Source organism: Pseudomonas sp. TH31 (genome assembly GCF_016650815.1).
Lineage (GTDB): Bacteria > Pseudomonadota > Gammaproteobacteria > Pseudomonadales > Pseudomonadaceae > Aquipseudomonas.
This window is the reverse complement of sequence record NZ_JAEKEZ010000035.1, coordinates 1-16922: the sequence shown is the minus strand read 5'-3', so window position 1 is coordinate 16922 and position 16922 is coordinate 1. Positions and strand designations below refer to the sequence as shown.

15 protein-coding genes and 4 pseudogenes are annotated in these 16922 nt (G+C 59.4%); 18 read left to right on the top strand and 1 reads right to left on the bottom strand.

Annotated features, from left to right (window positions below):
- The first annotated feature begins 5 nt into the window (after window positions 1–5).
- The 18 genes and pseudogenes from JFV26_RS30035 (at window position 6) to JFV26_RS29955 (ending at window position 15075) form a co-directional block, all read left to right on the top strand.
- Window positions 6–365: an IacB protein gene (locus tag JFV26_RS30035; RefSeq protein ID WP_201197271.1), complete on the top strand. Its 360-nt coding sequence runs from the start codon at window positions 6–8 to the stop codon at window positions 363–365.
- Between the two features lie 11 nt (window positions 366–376).
- The gene (locus JFV26_RS30030; RefSeq protein ID WP_201197270.1) at window positions 377–907 is read left to right on the top strand and encodes a nuclear transport factor 2 family protein; all 531 of its coding nucleotides are present in this window, start codon (window positions 377–379) and stop codon (window positions 905–907) included.
- A gap of 37 nt (window positions 908–944) precedes the next feature.
- Window positions 945–2230: pseudogene (locus JFV26_RS30025) on the top strand (aromatic ring-hydroxylating oxygenase subunit alpha).
- Between the two features lie 17 nt (window positions 2231–2247).
- Window positions 2248–2724, top strand: coding sequence for an aromatic-ring-hydroxylating dioxygenase subunit beta (locus JFV26_RS30020; RefSeq protein WP_201197269.1), 477 nt, complete (start codon window positions 2248–2250; stop codon window positions 2722–2724).
- A gap of 12 nt (window positions 2725–2736) precedes the next feature.
- On the top strand, window positions 2737–3477 hold the full coding sequence (locus JFV26_RS30015; RefSeq protein ID WP_201197268.1) for an SDR family NAD(P)-dependent oxidoreductase: 741 nt from the start codon (window positions 2737–2739) through the stop codon (window positions 3475–3477).
- Between the two features lie 67 nt (window positions 3478–3544).
- Window positions 3545–4504, top strand: a complete 960-nt coding sequence (locus JFV26_RS30010; protein WP_201197267.1) for a PDR/VanB family oxidoreductase — start codon at window positions 3545–3547, stop codon at window positions 4502–4504.
- A gap of 12 nt (window positions 4505–4516) precedes the next feature.
- The gene (locus JFV26_RS30005; protein WP_201197282.1) at window positions 4517–5017 is read left to right on the top strand and encodes a flavin reductase; all 501 of its coding nucleotides are present in this window, start codon (window positions 4517–4519) and stop codon (window positions 5015–5017) included.
- Between the two features lie 179 nt (window positions 5018–5196).
- Window positions 5197–6447 (top strand): OprD family outer membrane porin, encoded by a 1251-nt coding sequence (locus JFV26_RS30000; protein WP_201197266.1) that lies wholly within the window; start codon window positions 5197–5199, stop codon window positions 6445–6447.
- A gap of 98 nt (window positions 6448–6545) precedes the next feature.
- Window positions 6546–7859, top strand: a complete 1314-nt coding sequence (locus JFV26_RS29995) for an MFS transporter (protein ID WP_201197265.1) — start codon at window positions 6546–6548, stop codon at window positions 7857–7859.
- A gap of 64 nt (window positions 7860–7923) precedes the next feature.
- Complete coding sequence (locus JFV26_RS34285) at window positions 7924–8622, top strand: alpha-hydroxy acid oxidase (protein WP_274610392.1); 699 nt, start codon at window positions 7924–7926, stop codon at window positions 8620–8622.
- On the top strand, window positions 8619–9119 hold the full coding sequence (locus JFV26_RS34280; protein ID WP_274610391.1) for an alpha-hydroxy acid oxidase: 501 nt from the start codon (window positions 8619–8621) through the stop codon (window positions 9117–9119). The genes JFV26_RS34285 and JFV26_RS34280 overlap by 4 nt, the downstream gene beginning before the upstream one ends.
- A gap of 4 nt (window positions 9120–9123) precedes the next feature.
- A pseudogene (locus JFV26_RS29985) lies at window positions 9124–9746 on the top strand (NIPSNAP family protein).
- A gap of 95 nt (window positions 9747–9841) precedes the next feature.
- Window positions 9842–10078, top strand: a complete 237-nt coding sequence (locus JFV26_RS29980; RefSeq protein ID WP_207204085.1) for a LysR family transcriptional regulator — start codon at window positions 9842–9844, stop codon at window positions 10076–10078.
- A 266-nt stretch (window positions 10079–10344) separates the two neighbouring features.
- Window positions 10345–11304, top strand: a pseudogene (locus JFV26_RS29975) (aldehyde dehydrogenase family protein); the annotation flags it as partial.
- A gap of 240 nt (window positions 11305–11544) precedes the next feature.
- The gene (locus JFV26_RS29970) at window positions 11545–12144 is read left to right on the top strand and encodes an FAD-dependent oxidoreductase (RefSeq protein WP_342215497.1); all 600 of its coding nucleotides are present in this window, start codon (window positions 11545–11547) and stop codon (window positions 12142–12144) included.
- Between the two features lie 88 nt (window positions 12145–12232).
- Window positions 12233–13018 (top strand): IclR family transcriptional regulator, encoded by a 786-nt coding sequence (locus JFV26_RS29965; RefSeq protein ID WP_201197263.1) that lies wholly within the window; start codon window positions 12233–12235, stop codon window positions 13016–13018.
- 161 nt (window positions 13019–13179) lie between these two features.
- Window positions 13180–13539 carry a RidA family protein gene (locus tag JFV26_RS29960; protein ID WP_201197262.1) on the top strand — a complete coding sequence of 120 codons (360 nt, stop codon included), beginning with the start codon at window positions 13180–13182 and terminating at the stop codon, window positions 13537–13539.
- Between the two features lie 45 nt (window positions 13540–13584).
- The gene (locus JFV26_RS29955) at window positions 13585–15075 is read left to right on the top strand and encodes a CoA-acylating methylmalonate-semialdehyde dehydrogenase (protein ID WP_201197261.1); all 1491 of its coding nucleotides are present in this window, start codon (window positions 13585–13587) and stop codon (window positions 15073–15075) included.
- Between the two features lie 963 nt (window positions 15076–16038).
- On the opposite strand, the pseudogene JFV26_RS29950 reads toward JFV26_RS29955, so the two are convergent.
- A pseudogene (locus JFV26_RS29950) lies at window positions 16039–16922 on the bottom strand (hypothetical protein); the annotation flags it as partial.

Sequence of the window (16922 nt, the reverse complement as noted above, 5' to 3'; positions counted from 1 at the left end):
GAAACATGAGCGAAAAAAAACCACTGCGCGTGCTGTTCTGCATGGGCATCAACCAGAACTTTTTCGACGCGCCGCGCGACGAACAACTGCAGGTCTGGGCTGCATTCAGCGAGATGTGGAACGGCATCCATGACCTGTCGGGTGTCAAGGTGTTCGGCAACATGGACGATGACCAGAGCATGGTCGGCCCTTCCACTGGCTATCCCTGGACCACCTATTTGCTGGCGGATATCCCCGACATTGAAACCGTGCACGCGGCCTGCAATCTGTTCCGCAGCACGCCGGTGGGCGACGGTACTTACAAGCTGTGGAAATACGCCAAGGTCGAGGCCCGTACCGGTCGCGAACTGATCATTCAGCGTTGAGGTCCGCCAGCATGTCCAGCCCCGTCTCATTGGCCCAATTGCACCAGCGTCTACACCGCTTCGAAGTTGAACACGCCGTGCGTGCCTGCATGAATCGCTACATGGCGCTGTGCGATGTTCTCGATGTCGACACGCCGCTGGAGGAACTGGCCGGCCTGTTCACTCGCGAAGCGGTATGGGAGGGCAAGGGAGCCAAATACGCTGACAGTTTCGGTGGCTACCGCGGCCGCGAGGCGATCGGCGCGATGTTTGCCACGTACATGAAACCGCCCGCGCATTTCGTCCTCAATGTGCACTTTCTCACCAGCGAGTTGATCGTGGTGGATGGGCAAGGTGCGTCGGGAAGCTGGGTGATGCTGCAGACCTCGACCTTTGCCAGTGGCGCTTCGCACCTCAACGCCGCGCGCCTGACCGTGCGTTTCGCTGAGGAAGAGGGACAGTGGCGCATGGCACATTTCCAGACCGAAAACCTGTTCGGCCGCCCCGTGCAGGCATGGAACAGCGACGCCCGTTTACCGGTACCCAACACACCCGCGCAATGACTGTTGAAGTCGGCCAAGAAGTCGACGAGGAGACACCGTGAGCAATCTGATCGAAACCGTGAACCTGGACGTCAGTCCCGAAGAACTGGTCCAGGCCGACCGCGTCCATACCTCGCTGTACACCGACGCCAAGCTGTTCGATGTCGAGCTGGAAAAGATTTTCTACAGCACCTGGGTCTGGGTGGCTCACACCAGTGAGATTCCGGACGCCGGTAGCTACAAAAGTACCTACATCGGCAAGCAGCCAGTGATCGTGGTGCGTGATCGAAAAAAACAGGTACATGTGCTGCTCAACCGTTGCCGCCACCGTGGCGCTACTGTTTGTGAGCACAAGAAAGGTAAGACCAACAGTTTCGTTTGCCCGTATCACGGCTGGAGCTACGCACTCGATGGTTCGTTGCGCGGCGTACCGCACCCGGAGAGCTACGGCGATTGCCTGGATAAGGCCGAGTTCCCGCTGGTGAGCCTGCGTGTCGAGGAGTACGCCGGCATGCTGTTCGCCACCTTCAAGGACGATATCGAGCCGTTGGTGGACTTCCTCGGCCCGGCGAAGAAGTGGATGGACCTGTTCATGAAGCAGGGCGCCGGCTACCCGATCAAGGTGCCGGGCGAGCATCGTTTCCGCTTCCGGGCAACTGGAAAATCCAGTTGGAAAACACCACCGACGCCTACCACTTCCCACTGGTGCACAAATCATTCCTGTCGTCTGTGGATGAAGAGACGCTGGCCTTGTTCGATTTCGTCGAAGGGCCCGGTTACGTCGAAGACCTGGGCAATGGTCACAGCGTGATGGTGATGATCCCTGACCTGGTGGACCTGGAAGCCGACCTGGACAAACCGATACCTGAGCGCTTTGAAGCCCTGGCTGCCGAATTGCGGGACGAAGGTATCGAGGAACACCAGGTGAGACGCATCGTGCGGGCCGTGGGTGGCTCGGGCTTCAACCTCAACCTGTTCCCCAACGTTGCGTGCTCGATGGCGTTCTTCCGTGTGTTGCAGCCGATCTCGGTGACCGAAACCGAGATCCATCACTCGGTGATCACCATGGATGGCGGCCCGGCGGTGGCGAACCGTTATCGCCTGCGCTTGCACGAGCACTTCCAGGGGCCGATGGGCTTTGGCACACCGGACGATTCTGAGGCCTGGGAGCGGGTGCAGAAGGGCGCGAGCGCCGGTGAAAACCTGTGGATCATGCTCAACCGTGGGCTGCCTGGAGAGACAGCTACCGATGACGGACTGCTCAGCGACGTGAGCGCCGAGACCGGCATGCGCGCGGCGTATCAGCAGTGGAAAAAAATGATGTCGGCCCCGAGCAAAGCCTGAGGCGTGGAGAAGACCGTATGAACCTGCATTTGCTGCAAGAAGTGACCGCCTTCATCTGGCAAGAAGGCGACATGCTCGACCATTCCGAATATGACGCATGGCTGGCGCTGTGGGCCGCAAAAGGGACGTACATCATCCCGATCGACCCGAAAGAGCAGGACTTCGAGAACTCGCTCAATTATGCCTACGACGACCACCATATGCGCGAGCTAAGGGTGCAGCGCCTGACTGGCGGTGAGTCGATTTCCACCACTCCGCTGCCACGCACCATTCGGACGCTGTCGCGCTTTCGCGTGCTGTACGACGACGGTATTCAAGTCACGGTGCGCTGTGCGCAGAACCTGCGGGAGTTCCGTAAGGACGCGCTCAAGCACTACAGCGCCGACATCGTTTATGAGCTGGAACGCTACGACGAGAGCTTCAAGATCCAACGCAAGCTGATCCGGCTGATTAACTCCGACGATACCTTGGCCGGTATCGGCTACATCCTGTAAGGGGGGCGTCACATGAACCATATCGCACTGGTCACCGGCGCCGCGCAAGGGCTGGGCTACACCCTTTGCGCCCGACTGTTGCAGGCGGGCTACAAAGTGGTGGTCACCGACCGTTCACTGGAGGCGGCCACGATGGCCGCCGCTCAACTGGACAGCACCGGGGAGAACACTGTCGCGATCAAGCTCGATGTCGGTATCAAAACCGACTTCGAAGCGGCACTCGCGCAGGTGCTCGAACAATGGGGCGCGCTGCATGTGCTGGTCAACAATGCAGCGGTCACCATGACCACACCGCTGATGCAGATCAGCCCTGAAGAGTTCGACGCTGTCGTCAGCCTGAATTTACGCAGTGTCTTCGTCGGCTGCCAGGTGGTCGGTGCGCATATGGCTGGTGCCGGTTATGGCCGGATCATCAACATGGCCTCGCTGGCCGGACAAAACGGCGGCACCGCCACTGGAGCGCATTACGCCGCGTCCAAAGGTGGCATCGTCACCCTGACCAAGATCTTCGCCAAGGAGTTCGCGGCCCAGGGGGTGACGGTTAACGCCATCGCACCAGGCCCGATCGAATCATCGGCCGTTAGGGCGGCGGTACCCGCCGAACGCATGGAAAGCCTGATCGGCAACATCCCGGTCAAGCGCCTGGGCGATGCCGGGTTCCTCGGCGATCTGATTGTCCAGTTGGCGCGCCCCGAAGCCTATTTCACCACCGGTGCCACATGGGATGTGAACGGCGGTTTGTTCATGCGTTAAGCACGCCCCTTTCCCTCGCGTGAGGGCAGCCGTCGGGGCCCACTCGATCTACAACGGTACACCGGTCATGAATGAAGAATTGTTGAAAGTCATCGTAAGCAAACGCCAAATCCAGGGCGATGGCGTCGTCGTACTCGACCTGACGCGCCCGGACGGAGGCCCGTTGCCGGTGTTCGAGGCCGGCGCGCATGTCGACATCCATGTCGCTCCAGGCCTTATCCGTCAGTATTCCCTGTGCGGTGATCCATCCAATGCCGCGGTTTATCGCCTGGGTGTGCTCAAGGATCCGGCGTCCCGCGGCGGTTCGACCGGCGTGCATGAGGTACTCCTTGAAGGCACCGAGGTGACCATCAGTACGCCGCGTAATCATTTTCCGCTGGCCTCCCAGGTCACTCGTTCGATCCTGATCGGCGGCGGCATCGGTATTACCCCGATGATTGCCATGGCCTATGCGTTGCAGGCCGATGGGCAGGATTTCGAGTTGCACTATTGCGCCCGCTCCCGCTGCAGTACGGCATTCCTCGATGAGTTGCAGAATGCCGATTACGCCTCGCGGGTCAGCGTCCATTTTGATGACGAGGCGGTGGCGCAGAAGCTCGACCTGAATGCGGTGCTCGGCACTCCCAAAGCCGGTGTGCATATCTACACCTGCGGCCCTGCCGGGTTCATGGATTGGGTCATCGCCACGGCGCTGAAATCCGGTTACGCCGACGCGCAGATCCACCGCGAGTATTTCCAGGTGAAGGTCGATGTCAGTGGCGAGAGCTTTGAAGTCGTGGCCGCCCGTAGTGGCAAGACCGTTCAGGTCGCAGCGGGGCAGACCATCCTTGAGGCGCTGGCGGGTGTGGGTATCAAGATCGAGATTTCCTGCGAGCAAGGTGTGTGCGGTACCTGCGTGTGCGACGTGATCGAGGGCGAACCGGATCATCGCGACGTCTACCTGACGGACGACGAGAAGGCCGACAACGACCAGATTCTGGTCTGCTGCTCACGTGCGAAATCCCAAAAACTGGTTCTGGACATCTGAGGAGTAATGGCAATGGTCGATATTAACGGATTTCGTAACGCCATGGCCCTGCTCGGCGGGGCCGTATCAGTCATCACCACGGATGGCCCTGCCGGCCGCTTTGGTTTCACCGCCTCGGCGGTCTGCAGCGTCACCGATTCACCGCCCACGCTATTGGTGTGCATGAATCGTGCTTCGCATTCCAATGTGCATTTCAAATCCAACGGGGCGGTGTGCGTCAACGTTCTGGCCGCCAGTCATCAGGCCCTGTCCGGTGCGTTTGCCGACAAAAACCTGAGCATGGACGAGCGATTTGCCACAACCGCCTGGTCAATCCTGGAGAGCGGTGCACCCGCGATGGATGAAGGCTTGGTGAACTTCGATTGCCGGATCGCACAGGTTCATGAAGTCGGTTCGCACAGCATCTTCTATTGCGAAATCCTGGCGATCAGGCAGGGCGGTGAGCAGGAGGGGCTTGTGTACTTTAATCGCGCTTATCACCGCCTTGGTGAGACCTCTAAAACCCTGCGTTAAGACTCGTTTTACATACCCAGAACCTGGTTTCAAAACCAGGCGAACGGGCACTCCCGTGCCCATTTTTCGCGGATAGACGTGCCTCAGAATGCACACCGCGAATTCACTGCCGAGTTACCGATTTGTTGATCTGCTCATACCGAATACCCCGGCTTGACCGGGATGAATGGGGGCGTCACATGCAGTACTCATCTTTTGCGCGCAGCTTTACGTATTTGGGCCTGGTGGGAGCCGTGGCTTCCCCGGTGGTGGCGTATGCCGATCTATTGGATGACAGTCATCTGAAGGTTGATATGCGTAACTTTTACCTCGACCGCAACTTCACCAAGAGCGGGGCGCCAGTTCCGCAGGTAGGTAACTGGTCCCAGGGTTTTGATTTGCAGTTCACATCGGGTTACACCGACACGCCGGTGGCGTTCGGGCTGGATGTGGACGCGCAGTATGCCTTGCGCCTGGACTCTACCGGCAATGATGGTTCGTTGCCCTACGATGCCGACAAAGGAATGACGAGCAAGGATTACAGTCGGGCCGGAGCTACTTTCAAGATGAAGTACTCCAAGACCGAGCTGAAAATCGGTGACATGCGTCCCGAGTTACCGGTTGCCTGGCATGATCCAAGCCGTCAGCTGGACACCATTTTTCAGGGCGCCGTCGTTGAGTCGAAGGAAATTGACAACCTGACTCTGACGGGTGGCCGTTTCTGGTCAGCCGTCACCCGGGAATCGTCCGATCACGAGAAGTTCTACAAATTCGGCACCAAGGACAGCCTGGACAGTGACAAGGGGATGGATTTCGGTGGGGCTGTCTGGAATGCCACCCCGCAACTTCAGGCCACTTACTTCTACGGTGTTGTGCACGATATTTACCGTCAGCAGTACTACGGTCTCGCGCACACCTCCGACTTGGGCAATGGCTACGGCCTGCGTGCCGACGTGCGCTGGTTCGACAACAAGGAAGATGGCGAGGCTCTCGACGGCGATATCGATAACCGCGCTCTGTCTACCGGGCTGACCCTGACCAAGGGCCCGCACCGTGCCACCGTGGTTTATCAGCGCATGTTCGGCGAGAGCATATTTCCCACGCTTAACGGTTATATCCCGCAGTTTTACCTGCTGAACTGGGCCAACCAGCCGTTCATGCGTCCTCAGGAGCGCTCATGGGGTGTGGGTTACGGTTATGACTTCGCTGCGATGGGGGTCCCCGGTCTGACGTTCAATACCCGATACATCAAGGGGACTGACATCAAGCGCGGTGACACGCTGACCGACGAGACCGAGAACGAACGGGACCTGGCACTGCGGTATGTGGTGCAGAGCGGGGCGCTCAAGGGCTTGGGGCTGGAATGGAAGAACTACATGGTCAAGCAGCGTTATGGCAATGATTTCGACGAGAACCGTCTGATCACAACCTACACCTGGAAAATCTGGTAAGGCCCATCGGACAAGGTCCATGTGAATGGTGCCTTGTCCTTATCCGCTACTGGTGCAAGCCATCGCACGGAGGGTTTCGTGCGGTGCAGGAGTGTTCTATGGCTGGTACGACTCAAGCTTCGCCCCCTCTGGGTCGAATTGTCTTCGCTTCGGTGATCGGCAATGCTCTGGAGTGGTATGACTTTTTTCTCTACGGTACCGCGGCCGCTCTGGTCTTCGGCCCGCTGTTTTTTCCAGCCGGTACGGATCCGGTCATTGCTACGATGGGCGCATTTGCCGGCTTTGCCGTCGGCTTTGTCGCGCGTCCGCTGGGTGGCATCGTGTTTGGCCACATCGGTGATCGCCATGGGCGCAAGCAGGCGCTAGTAATCACGCTGGCGATGATGGGCATTGCTACTTTTCTGATCGGCCTGCTGCCGACATTCGAACAGGCGGGTTATCTAGCGCCACTGTGCCTGGTCATTTTGCGTCTGGTGCAAGGTATCGCCACGGGAGGCGAGTGGGGTGGTGGCGTGCTGATGCTCAGCGAAAACGCGCCGCCTAACCGTACCGGTTTCTACGCGGCGTGGAGCCAGCTCGGGGTGTCGGGAGGTTTTGTGTTGTCGGCGGCAGTGTTTTATCTGGTGCAGAAGCTGCCTGCCGAGGACTTCATGAGTTGGGGCTGGCGTTTGCCGTTCCTGGCCAGCGTCGCGATCTTCGGCGTGGGCCTGTACATCCGGCGCAAGCTTCCGGAAAGCCGTGACTTCAATAACGCCAGGCAAGCCAGGGAAGCAACTCCTCATCTACCGGCGCTTCAGGTACTGCGCGAGCATCCCAAGGCGGTATTGCAAGCCATGGGCTTGCGGCTGGCAGAAAACGGCGGCGCCTACATCTTTTTATCGTTTTCCATGGCCTATGCCAAGTTCTCGGGGTTGTCGACCCAATTGCTGTTGCTCGGTGTGATGCTTGCCATGGTGCTGGAAGCATTCAGCATTTTGTTCTGGGGCTGGTTGTCTGATCGAATCGGTCGTCGTCCTGTTTATGCGTTCGGTTCCATTTCCCTTGTCCTGCTGGCGTTTCCCTTCTTTTGGATGCTCGATACCCATGAACCGACGCTGGTGTACCTGGCGCTGATCTTGGGTTTGCCGGTGAGCCATGGCGCAATGATCGGCACCCAGCCAGCAATGATGGGGGAGCTGTTTCCCACCCATGTTCGCTATACAGGCTTGGCCATGGGGCATGAAATCGCGTCAATCTTCGCCGGTGGTTTCGCTCCACTGATTGCCACCGCGCTATTCGCCAGCTACCACGGCGTTTGGCCCGTCTCCTTGATGCTGGTGCTGTTTGGGGTCCTGACCACGCTGACATTGTTGACTATTCGAGCGCCTTTACCCGCTCAAAGTCCGACCATCGTGGCAGGACTGAGTCGCTGACCCGTTTATTTTCACTGTTCCCTTTTCCCGGTTGCTCGCCGGGTTTTTTCTTCGAGGAGTCTGTATGCGTAGCTTCTACCGCGGTCGGGACCTGAGTCGCGTTCACAGCATCGCCGAACTGGCGGAACTGGCTCGCCATCGGTTACCGCATTTTGCCTGGGAATACTTGTCTGGCGGCGCCGAGGACGAGTTGACCCTGGCCCGTAACCGCGCGTCATTTAGCGAAGTACATTTGCATTCGCGCGCGCTGGTTCCGTGTCATCCACCGGTGATCCGGCGCCGATTGCTAGGGCGTGAACTGGCCGAACCGATGCTGATCGGACCTACCGGCTACAACGGCATGTTGCACCGCGATGCTGACCTTCACCTGGCTCGGGCCGCGACCGCACGTGGGTTGCCGTTTTGCCTCAGTACCGTGTCCAACGTATCGATGGAAGCGATCAAGGCGCAAGTGCCGGACGTTAATCTCTGGTTCCAGCTATACGCCATGCGCGACCCCGAAATACAGGCCAGTCTGCTGTCTCGAGCACATGAGGCTGGCGTCGACACGTTGCTGTTGACCAGTGACGCGATGGTGCTGGGTAATCGTGAGTGGGACCGCCGTAATTTCGTTCGTCCGCGCGAATTGAGTCTGGGCAACAAACTCGATGTGCTGCGCCATCCCAGCTGGCTAAGTCAGGTCATGTGGCCGAACGGCTTGCCGTCCATGGGAAACCTTGAACCGTACTTGCCCCCGCTGAGCGCAATGCTCTGGGTTCGATGAAGTTCATTGGCGAGCAGATGGACACACGCCTGGACTGGTCCATGCTCGCTCGCCTGCGCGATCAGTGGTCCGGGCGTTTACTGCTCAAGGGCGTGCTGCACCCGGCAGATGCCGAAAAAGCCATGACGCTGGGGCTCGATGGATTAGTGGTGAGCAACCATGGCGGTCGCCAGCTTGAGGGGGCACTCGGGAGTCTGGATGCGCTACGGCTCATCGCGCCTGTGGTTAAAGGCAAGATGGCGCTGTTACTCGACAGTGGTATCCGTCGTGGCAGTGACATTGCCAAAGCCTTGGCCCTTGGGGCTGATGCGGTGTTGCTGGGCCGCGCCACCCTCTATGGCGTCACCGTGGCCGCAGAGCAGGGTGTCGGTCGCGCGTTGGACCTGCTCCACGAAGAGTTCATCCGTACGCTCAGCCTGATGGGCTGCGCCGATATCGCGGACCTAAGCCCCGACTGGCTGGCAGACATCCACGCTCAATCGATCTGCCGGGGATGAGGTCATGGAACTGTACGAACTGATCACCTTCACGCTGCGTGTGCGCACGTCGGCGCAAGCGTTGCCTCGTCTGCAACAAGCCCTTGAGGAGGCGCCGGAGGGGGTTAGCCTGATGGGCTGTTGGCTGTCCGAAATCGGCCAGCAGAACCGTATTGCAGTCCTTCGTGGATTTACCGATACCCAAATCCGCCAGCAGGAACGTGAGCGCTGTCTGCTGGCCAGCGACGCGTTCGGCATCGGCGAGTTCGTGTTGAGTCAACAGATTGACGACTATCGGCTTTTCCCGTTCCTTGAACCTTTACCACCAGGAGCTCATGGGCCGTTCTACGAGCTACGTGAATACGACCTGGTGCCTTCGGGGTTGGCTCCGACGCTTGCTGGCTGGCGCAAGGCGGTGGGGCCGCGCACCGGTGACGGCTATTCATCTGTGTATGCGGCGTTCTACGCCACGAGTGGGAAGCTGCCGCGCTATCTGCATATCTGGCCGTATTTGAGTCTCGAACAACGCTTGCAGGTGCGCACCGGGCCGTGAGCGATGGTGTGTGGCCGCCTGAAAACTCCGCGCCGCAATTGCTAGAGATGCAGTCTTCGGTTTACTTGCCCGCGACGTTTTCACCTTTGCACTGAGCATCAGCCAAGGATGATTTTCTGCATCAGGTTTCCTTGGATTTACAAAAATAGGGGCGGTGGTGAGCGACAAATTGGCTGGTATTTCAACCTTCATGATCGCCGCCGAAGCGGGTAGTTTTTCCGCAGCCGGTGAACAGCTTCACTTGACCCGCGCCGCCGTAAGTAATGCCGTGGCAAGGCTTGAGAAACGCCTGGGCGTCAGGCTGTTTCAGCGTACTACTCGCAGCTTTGCCTTGACCGAGGATGGCCAGTTGTTCTACGAACATTGCTCACGCGCACTGGCCGAGATAGATAGCGTGGTCGCTTCGTTCGCCTCGAGGCGGGATTAGCTGTAGCGGGACTGCGGTTAAGGGGCAATGCCTCACGGACATTACCCAGTGTATTTTTTCTGGCGTAGAGTTTTGCCATTTACACCAAAAAAATCCTGTTTTTTGTCAAAGGCATCCTCTGCTCCCAGCCCTGTGAGCTCCTGAACTCATCTTCTTACCGCATCATCGTTTCTTTATCCCCGGCGATGCCATCCGATCCATCCAGCATTGCCTCCATCATCCAATTAGCCCTTAGCTTTGATGCTCATCGACCTTTCCGGGCGTAGGCTTCCTGGAAAGTCGCTCCGGCACTGGCAGCTGGCTGCACCGTAGTGCTCAAACCCTCGGAGCTGACGCCGCTGACAGCCCTTGAGCTGGCGGGTATTGCCGATCAGGCGGGCTTGCCGGCAGGGGTGCTGAACGTCGTCAGCGGTTTGGGTCGCGAGGCTGGTGCGCCGCTGGCGGAACACCAGAATGTGGATAAGATCGCCTTCACCGGCAGCGTGCCAACCGGGCGCAAGATCATGCAAGCGGCAGCGGCCGAGATCAAAAACATCAGCTTGGAGCTGGGCGGTAAATCGCCCTTCGTGATCTTCGCCGACAGTGACCTCGACGCTGCGGTGGAATGGATTCTGTTCGGGATATTCTGGAATCAGGGCCAGGTCTGTTCGGCCACTTCGCGAGTATTGGTGGAGCGCGCTTTGTACCCGGCACTGCTGGAACGTTTGATCGAAGCCTCCGAGCAGATTCAGATCGGACAGGGCTTCGAGGATGGCGTGAAACTCGGTCCTTTGGTCAGCCAGGGGCAACTGGACAAAGTCCTCGCGACCATTGCGTCCGGTCAGCAAGAGGGCGCGCGACTTGTCTCGGGCGGCACTCGTCCCGCTCATCTGCAGAAGGGCTATTACCTGAGTCCGGCGATTTTTGCTGATGTACCTGAACACAGTTCGGTGTGGCGCGAGGAGATCTTCGGCCCGGTGGTGTGCCTGGCCAATGACTCGCCGTTCGGTTTGGCAGCGGCGGTCATGTCCCGAGATATCCCACGCTGCGAACGGGTCGCTCGACGTTTTCGCGCCGGGATCGTCTGGATCAACTGCTCGCAACCGACTTTCGTTGAAGCACCTTGGGGCGGTTACAAGCAGAGTGGCATCGGGCGCGAACTGGGGGAGTGGGGCTACAACAACTACCTGGAAACCAAACAAATCACCCGATACAACGGCGCACCTTGGGGTTGGTATTTGAACTGAGGCTCATTTTTTCGTAGCCCGGAGCAACCCCTCGGCCAGCGAGTTAGACGAGGGGTTGCTCCGCCAGTCTCCTTCACCATCACCATCACCAGACCTGTCAGCGTGAGGCACAGGCACAACATCACGTACAGCGCTGGCGTATTGTTGTTGCCCGTCAGGCCGATCAGCCCAGTGGCGAAGAACTGCGCAAATGGCGGCGCTTACATAACGGCCGGACTGGCGGGACTTGGCATCATTTCAGTGCCTCTGGCGGAAGCAAAGCCGCACCTTGCCTGCGACACCCTGGTCCTGGCTGGCGGTGCCCAGAGCAATGCCCTGGCGGATATGGCCGGCGTACCGCTGGAGGGCTACCCCATGCGCCTGGAGGCCATGGCACTGGAGCCTACCCGCGCGCTGATCGGCCCGGCCGTTGCCTTGCTTGATCGTCTTTGCTACATGCACCAGACAGCCCGTGGCGAAGTTGTGGGTGGCGCCGAAGTCGCCGAGCGCCCGCAAGTAAGCCTGGGCGCCGATGTGCCGGTGATGGCCGCGACGGCCAAGGCCTATGCCGAAATGTTCCCGCAACTGGGGGCGGCGCGTATCCTCCGCCAGTGGGCCGGGTTGGTGCATATCTCCAAGGACTTCGGGCCTTTGCTCGGCGCCCATCCGCAGTTGCGCGGCTTGCACTTGAGCGCCGGCTGGTGCTATGGCCACGCCGGTGCGCCGGCGGCCGGGGAGTTGTTGGCCAAGGCCCTCGTCAGTGGCGTGGTGGATGAGCGCATGCAGCCATTTGCGGTCGACCGTTTTCAACGCAATTGCCCGGTGGTGGAGCCGGGAATCGTACTGAGCCACTTCGAATGAACAGCGACAGCCAGTATCCTGCACACTGTCCGGCTTTTGCCCGTGCTCCAGGCGCGGCAGTCTTACTCAATCAAGGATTTGTTGCCCGATGACCACACCTGAAGAATCTCCGCTGTTCGTCACTGCGCTGTCCAAGGGGCTGGCCATTATCGCGATCTTTCGTGCCGGACAGCCGAGCATGAGCCCGGCGGAAATCGCCGAAGCCACCGGGCTTAACAAAAGCACGGTGCAGCGTTCGCTGTTCACCCTCGAAACCCTGGGCTACGTGTGCAAGGAACCGGACACCAAGCGCTATCGGTTGACACCCATGTCCCTGGACTTGGGCACCGGCTATTTGCAGACTAGCGACCTGATAGAGCGCGCCAACCCTTATCTGCATGAGCTCAACCGCGATATCGAGGAGAGCTGCAACCTCCTGGAGCCCTGCGGCCTGGACATGCTCTACGTGGCGCGCTTTCCCAGTCACAAGCAGATCTCTCTGCATATCCCCCTGGGCCGGCGCTTGCCCATGTACTGCACCGCGGCAGGGCGCGCTTACCTATCGGCACTGCCGGCGACGGAGTCCAACTCGATACTCGAACAGTCCAATCGCCAGGCCTATACCGCCAACACCGTCACCGACCTTGAGCAACTGCGCGGGGTGATCGAGCAGGCCCGCAACGAGGGATACGCCTACGCCAACGAGGAATACTACGCTGGCGATATCAGCGTCTCGGCAGCGGTGGTGAATGCCGCCGGATACCCTTTGGGCTCGGTCAACGTGGCGGTGCCGTTCAGTCGCTGGAGCCTGGAGGATGCCCGACGTGAGCTGGCGCCCAAGGTGATCAATGCCGCCGGGCCATTTCCAGCGCGGCCCGCAGCCTGCGCCGTATAACCGGTTGAACCTGCGGCCCGCACGGGGCCGCGTTGTATGAACCTGTGACCCGAGTTTGATCTGCGGAGGCGAATTTTCGCCTCCACGGGCTTCGCTTGCCCGCGATTCCTTGAAACCGGCCGAATGCTTCGGCCCGCACCGTCCCTTGAAGAGAGGTATGCATGACCATCAAACGCTATCAACCCAATGGCAAACGCCTGAGCCACGCTGTGGAATACAACGGCATTGTCTACGTCACCGGTCAGGTGGCCAGCGACCGCAGCCAGGACGTTCACGGCCAGACCCAGCAAGTGCTGGCGCGCATCGACGAGCTGCTGGCCGAGGCCGGCAGTGACAAGAGCCGGATCCTCTTTGCCCAGGTTTGGCTCAAGCACGCGGTCAAGGATTTTGCCCAGATGAACGCCGCCTGGGACGCCTGGGTGCCGGAAGATGCGCTGCCGGCCCGGGCCACGGTGGAGTCGAGCCTGGCCGCCGAGAACATCCTGGTCGAGATCGCCATTCAGGCAGCTCTCAGCCGTTAATTTTCCGGGCGCCACGGCGCCCGCGCTACCGAGGTTGAAAACAGCATGAGCATCGAACATTTGATCAATGGCCAATTTCAGGCTGGGGGCACACGCCAGGTTGCGGTCTTCAATCCGTCCACGGGTGCCACCCTATGTCAACTGACCCTGGCTGACAGCGCCACCGTGCAGTTGGCCATCGACGCCGCTACTGCGGCTTTTCCGGCGTGGCGCAATACACCGCCAGCCAAGCGCACCCAAGTGTTGTTCCGCTTCAAGCAACTGCTGGAGCGAAACCAGGAGCGCATCGCCCAACTGATCAGTCTGGAACACGGTAAGACACTGGAGGACGCCCTGGGCGAACTCAAGCGCGGCATCGAGAACGTCGAATACGCCTGCGCCGCGCCGGAGCTGCTCAAGGGCGAGTACAGCCGCAATGCCGGCCCGGCCATCGATTGCTGGTCGGACTTCCAACCCTTGGGCGTGGTGGCCGGGATCACCCCGTTCAACTTCCCGGCCATGGTGCCACTGTGGATGTATCCGCTGGCGATCGCCTGTGGCAACTGCTTCATCCTCAAACCCTCGGAACGCGACCCCAGCTCGACCCTGCTGATCGCTCAGTTGTTCAACGAGGCCGGGCTGCCCAAGGGTGTGCTCAACGTGGTGCACGGAGACAAGGAGGCGGTGGATACGCTGATTCAGGCGCCGGAGGTCAGGGCCCTGAGCTTTGTTGGCTCGACTCCGGTCGCTGAGTACATCTATGCCGAAGGCACCAAGCGCGGCAAACGTGTACAGGCCCTGGGCGGCGCCAAGAACCATGCGGTTGTGATGCCTGACGCGGATCTGGACAACGCGGTCAACGCCCTGATGGGCGCGGCGTTCGGTTCCTGTGGTGAGCGCTGCATGGCGATTTCGGTGGCTGTGTGTGTCGGCGATCAAGTAGCCAATGCTTTGGTCCAGCGCCTGCTGCCGCAAATTGCCGCGCTGAAAATCGGGCCGGGCACCTCTGCGGGCTTGGACATGGGGCCGCTGGTCACCGCTGCGCACCAGGCCAAGGTTAGCGGTTATGTCGCCGCCGGCGTGGCAGAGGGTGCGGAGCTGCTGGCCGACGGGCGCGGGCTGCAAGTGCCTGGGCATGAGCAGGGCTTCTTTCTCGGCGGTTGTCTTTTCGACCGGGTTACGCCGCAGATGAGCATTTATACCGACGAGATCTTCGGCCCGGTGTTGTGCGTGATGCGGGTCGACAGCCTGGAGCAGGGAATTGCCTTGATCAATGCCCACGAGTATGGAAATGGCACCTGCATCTTCACCCGCGACGGAGAGTCGGCGCGAGTGTTCGCTGATCAGATCGAGGTTGGAATGGTCGGGATTAACGTGGCACTGCCAGTTCCCGTGGCTTACCACAGTTTTGGTGGTTGGAAACGTTCACTGTTCGGCGACCTGCATGCCTACGGCCCTGACGGCGTGCGTTTTTACACTCGGCGCAAGGCCATCACTCAACGCTGGCCGAAAGGCTCGAGCCGTGAAGCCACACAATTTGCGTTTCCGAGTTTGTAACTTCTGAGTGCTTTACCAAGGAGCCCCTGGAAGCCTTGTTTGGGTTCCCAGGTCGACTTGAGTCGAAGTGGTTACCATTTGGTAGTATTACTGGGTGAACGGAGGCGTCCTGGTCTACCTTTAAGTACGAGCTCACGGGACGCCAGAGGGATCATCGCTGGCTAGCTTCAGGGTCACTGAGCTGAGTATCCGCGACCTGCTTTGGGTCCGCTTTCTTCTCGGCGGCTGTTTTTGCCATCAAAATCACGAAACCTCCGGCAACAGCCCCCCAACAGTAACAGCGATGTGCGGTAGTCCGAAGAGAGGGACCGGGCGTATCCAACCAGAAGCGGGCCAAGGAGTTGGCCGATGAAGGTTCCTCCCCGCTGACCACCGCAACTGCCGGGATGGTGGTCTGCGCTATTTGCCTTTTATGATCTGTCAGCGATCTGGCTGAAAAGCACAAACGGAAACGTCCGCGGTGCTGAGCATGTGGTGGGGGATCAGCTGTTCGGCGCATGGGTTCGAAGCGACACTGGGTATGATAAATACTCTGGTCAATTCGATGGTGATGCCCCAGAGAACACGCATAGCTTATTGGTACTTTCCGTGGTGGTTTGCGACGTTCCCGCACCCCAGCCATTCGACTGGATTGAAAACATCTGGTGCGCCGTCCGGTATCCCGCAGAGGGCGAAATTAACTCGCAAGATGTAGCAGGGTACCGCTGTTTTGTCATGTCGATACCGCTCGAGCACCTCTCTGACCGAACGGCCGCAGACTTCGCTATCGACAATTGGTGCGTCGCAGCTGCCCGTAAGCTTAAGAGGCCTATCGGTAACGCAAAGGAAGTCTTGGCGTAGTCTGTGGTTAGCCTGTAACCAGTTCTATTGGTTTGGGTGCCTGAATCGCCAATCCTCCAAACGACGTTCCGGAATCGACATACCGCAACGCTGACTTCACATCTTTCCAGCCGACATAGCTCATCAAACTCTTAATGTCCCAGCCATTCGCCGATGCCAGGTCGCGAATCCGCGACGCATGGAGTGACTGCTATAGAGGTCAGCCGGAACGCCGGCCTGCTCGAAGATACGGCGAAGCAGGGGTATCAGGCTATTCGAGTTGATACCGCCCTCGGCAAGATTGCCCCACCGATCGACTTTTCTGAACACGGGCCCACGCGCAATGCCGGCGACGGTGATCCAGTTGAGGTAAGCCTGAACGGGGCACAGCGTCCTAAGGGCAGGGGTGTGGAATGTCGTCCCCAGGTGTTGTCGATCGCCTTTTGTGTGGGGCAGATAGAAGGTGATACCTATCCCTGATTCCGCTTGGGTGTGTTCGACTTGCAAGCGTGCCAGTTCATCACTTCGGAAACCTCGCCAGAATCCGATCAGCACCAGAGCGATGTCTCGGCGATGTCTCATCACGCTTTTGTAGTCGTCGCGCTCTGCCGCTAAGGTCGCCTCCCGCTCAAGCCAGCCCACTGCTTGTTCCAGGTGGAGTAGTAGGAGAGGGGCCGCTTGTTTCTCCTGGGTCGGATGTAATGTCCGGATGCCCTTGATCATCTGCTTAACGGTCGGCGTCTTTGTCGGATCAGGAAAGCCCTGCGCGATATGCCACTGGGCCAGTGCGGCCAGGCGCTGCTTCAGCGTATTGATAGCGTGCTTGTCCGCGTACTCGGCGAGGTAGCGCACGATGCCATCCCCGGTTGCCGGCAGAAATCCACCCCAGGTCACTTCGAAGTGCTCCACCGCGGCGCGGTAGCTGCGCCGGGTGTTTTCCAGGTGCCAGCCTGCAGGTAGCGATCCGCCTTGTTCATCTCGACCCATCGACCGTAAACGTACCTTTTCCGGCAGCGGAAAAGACAATC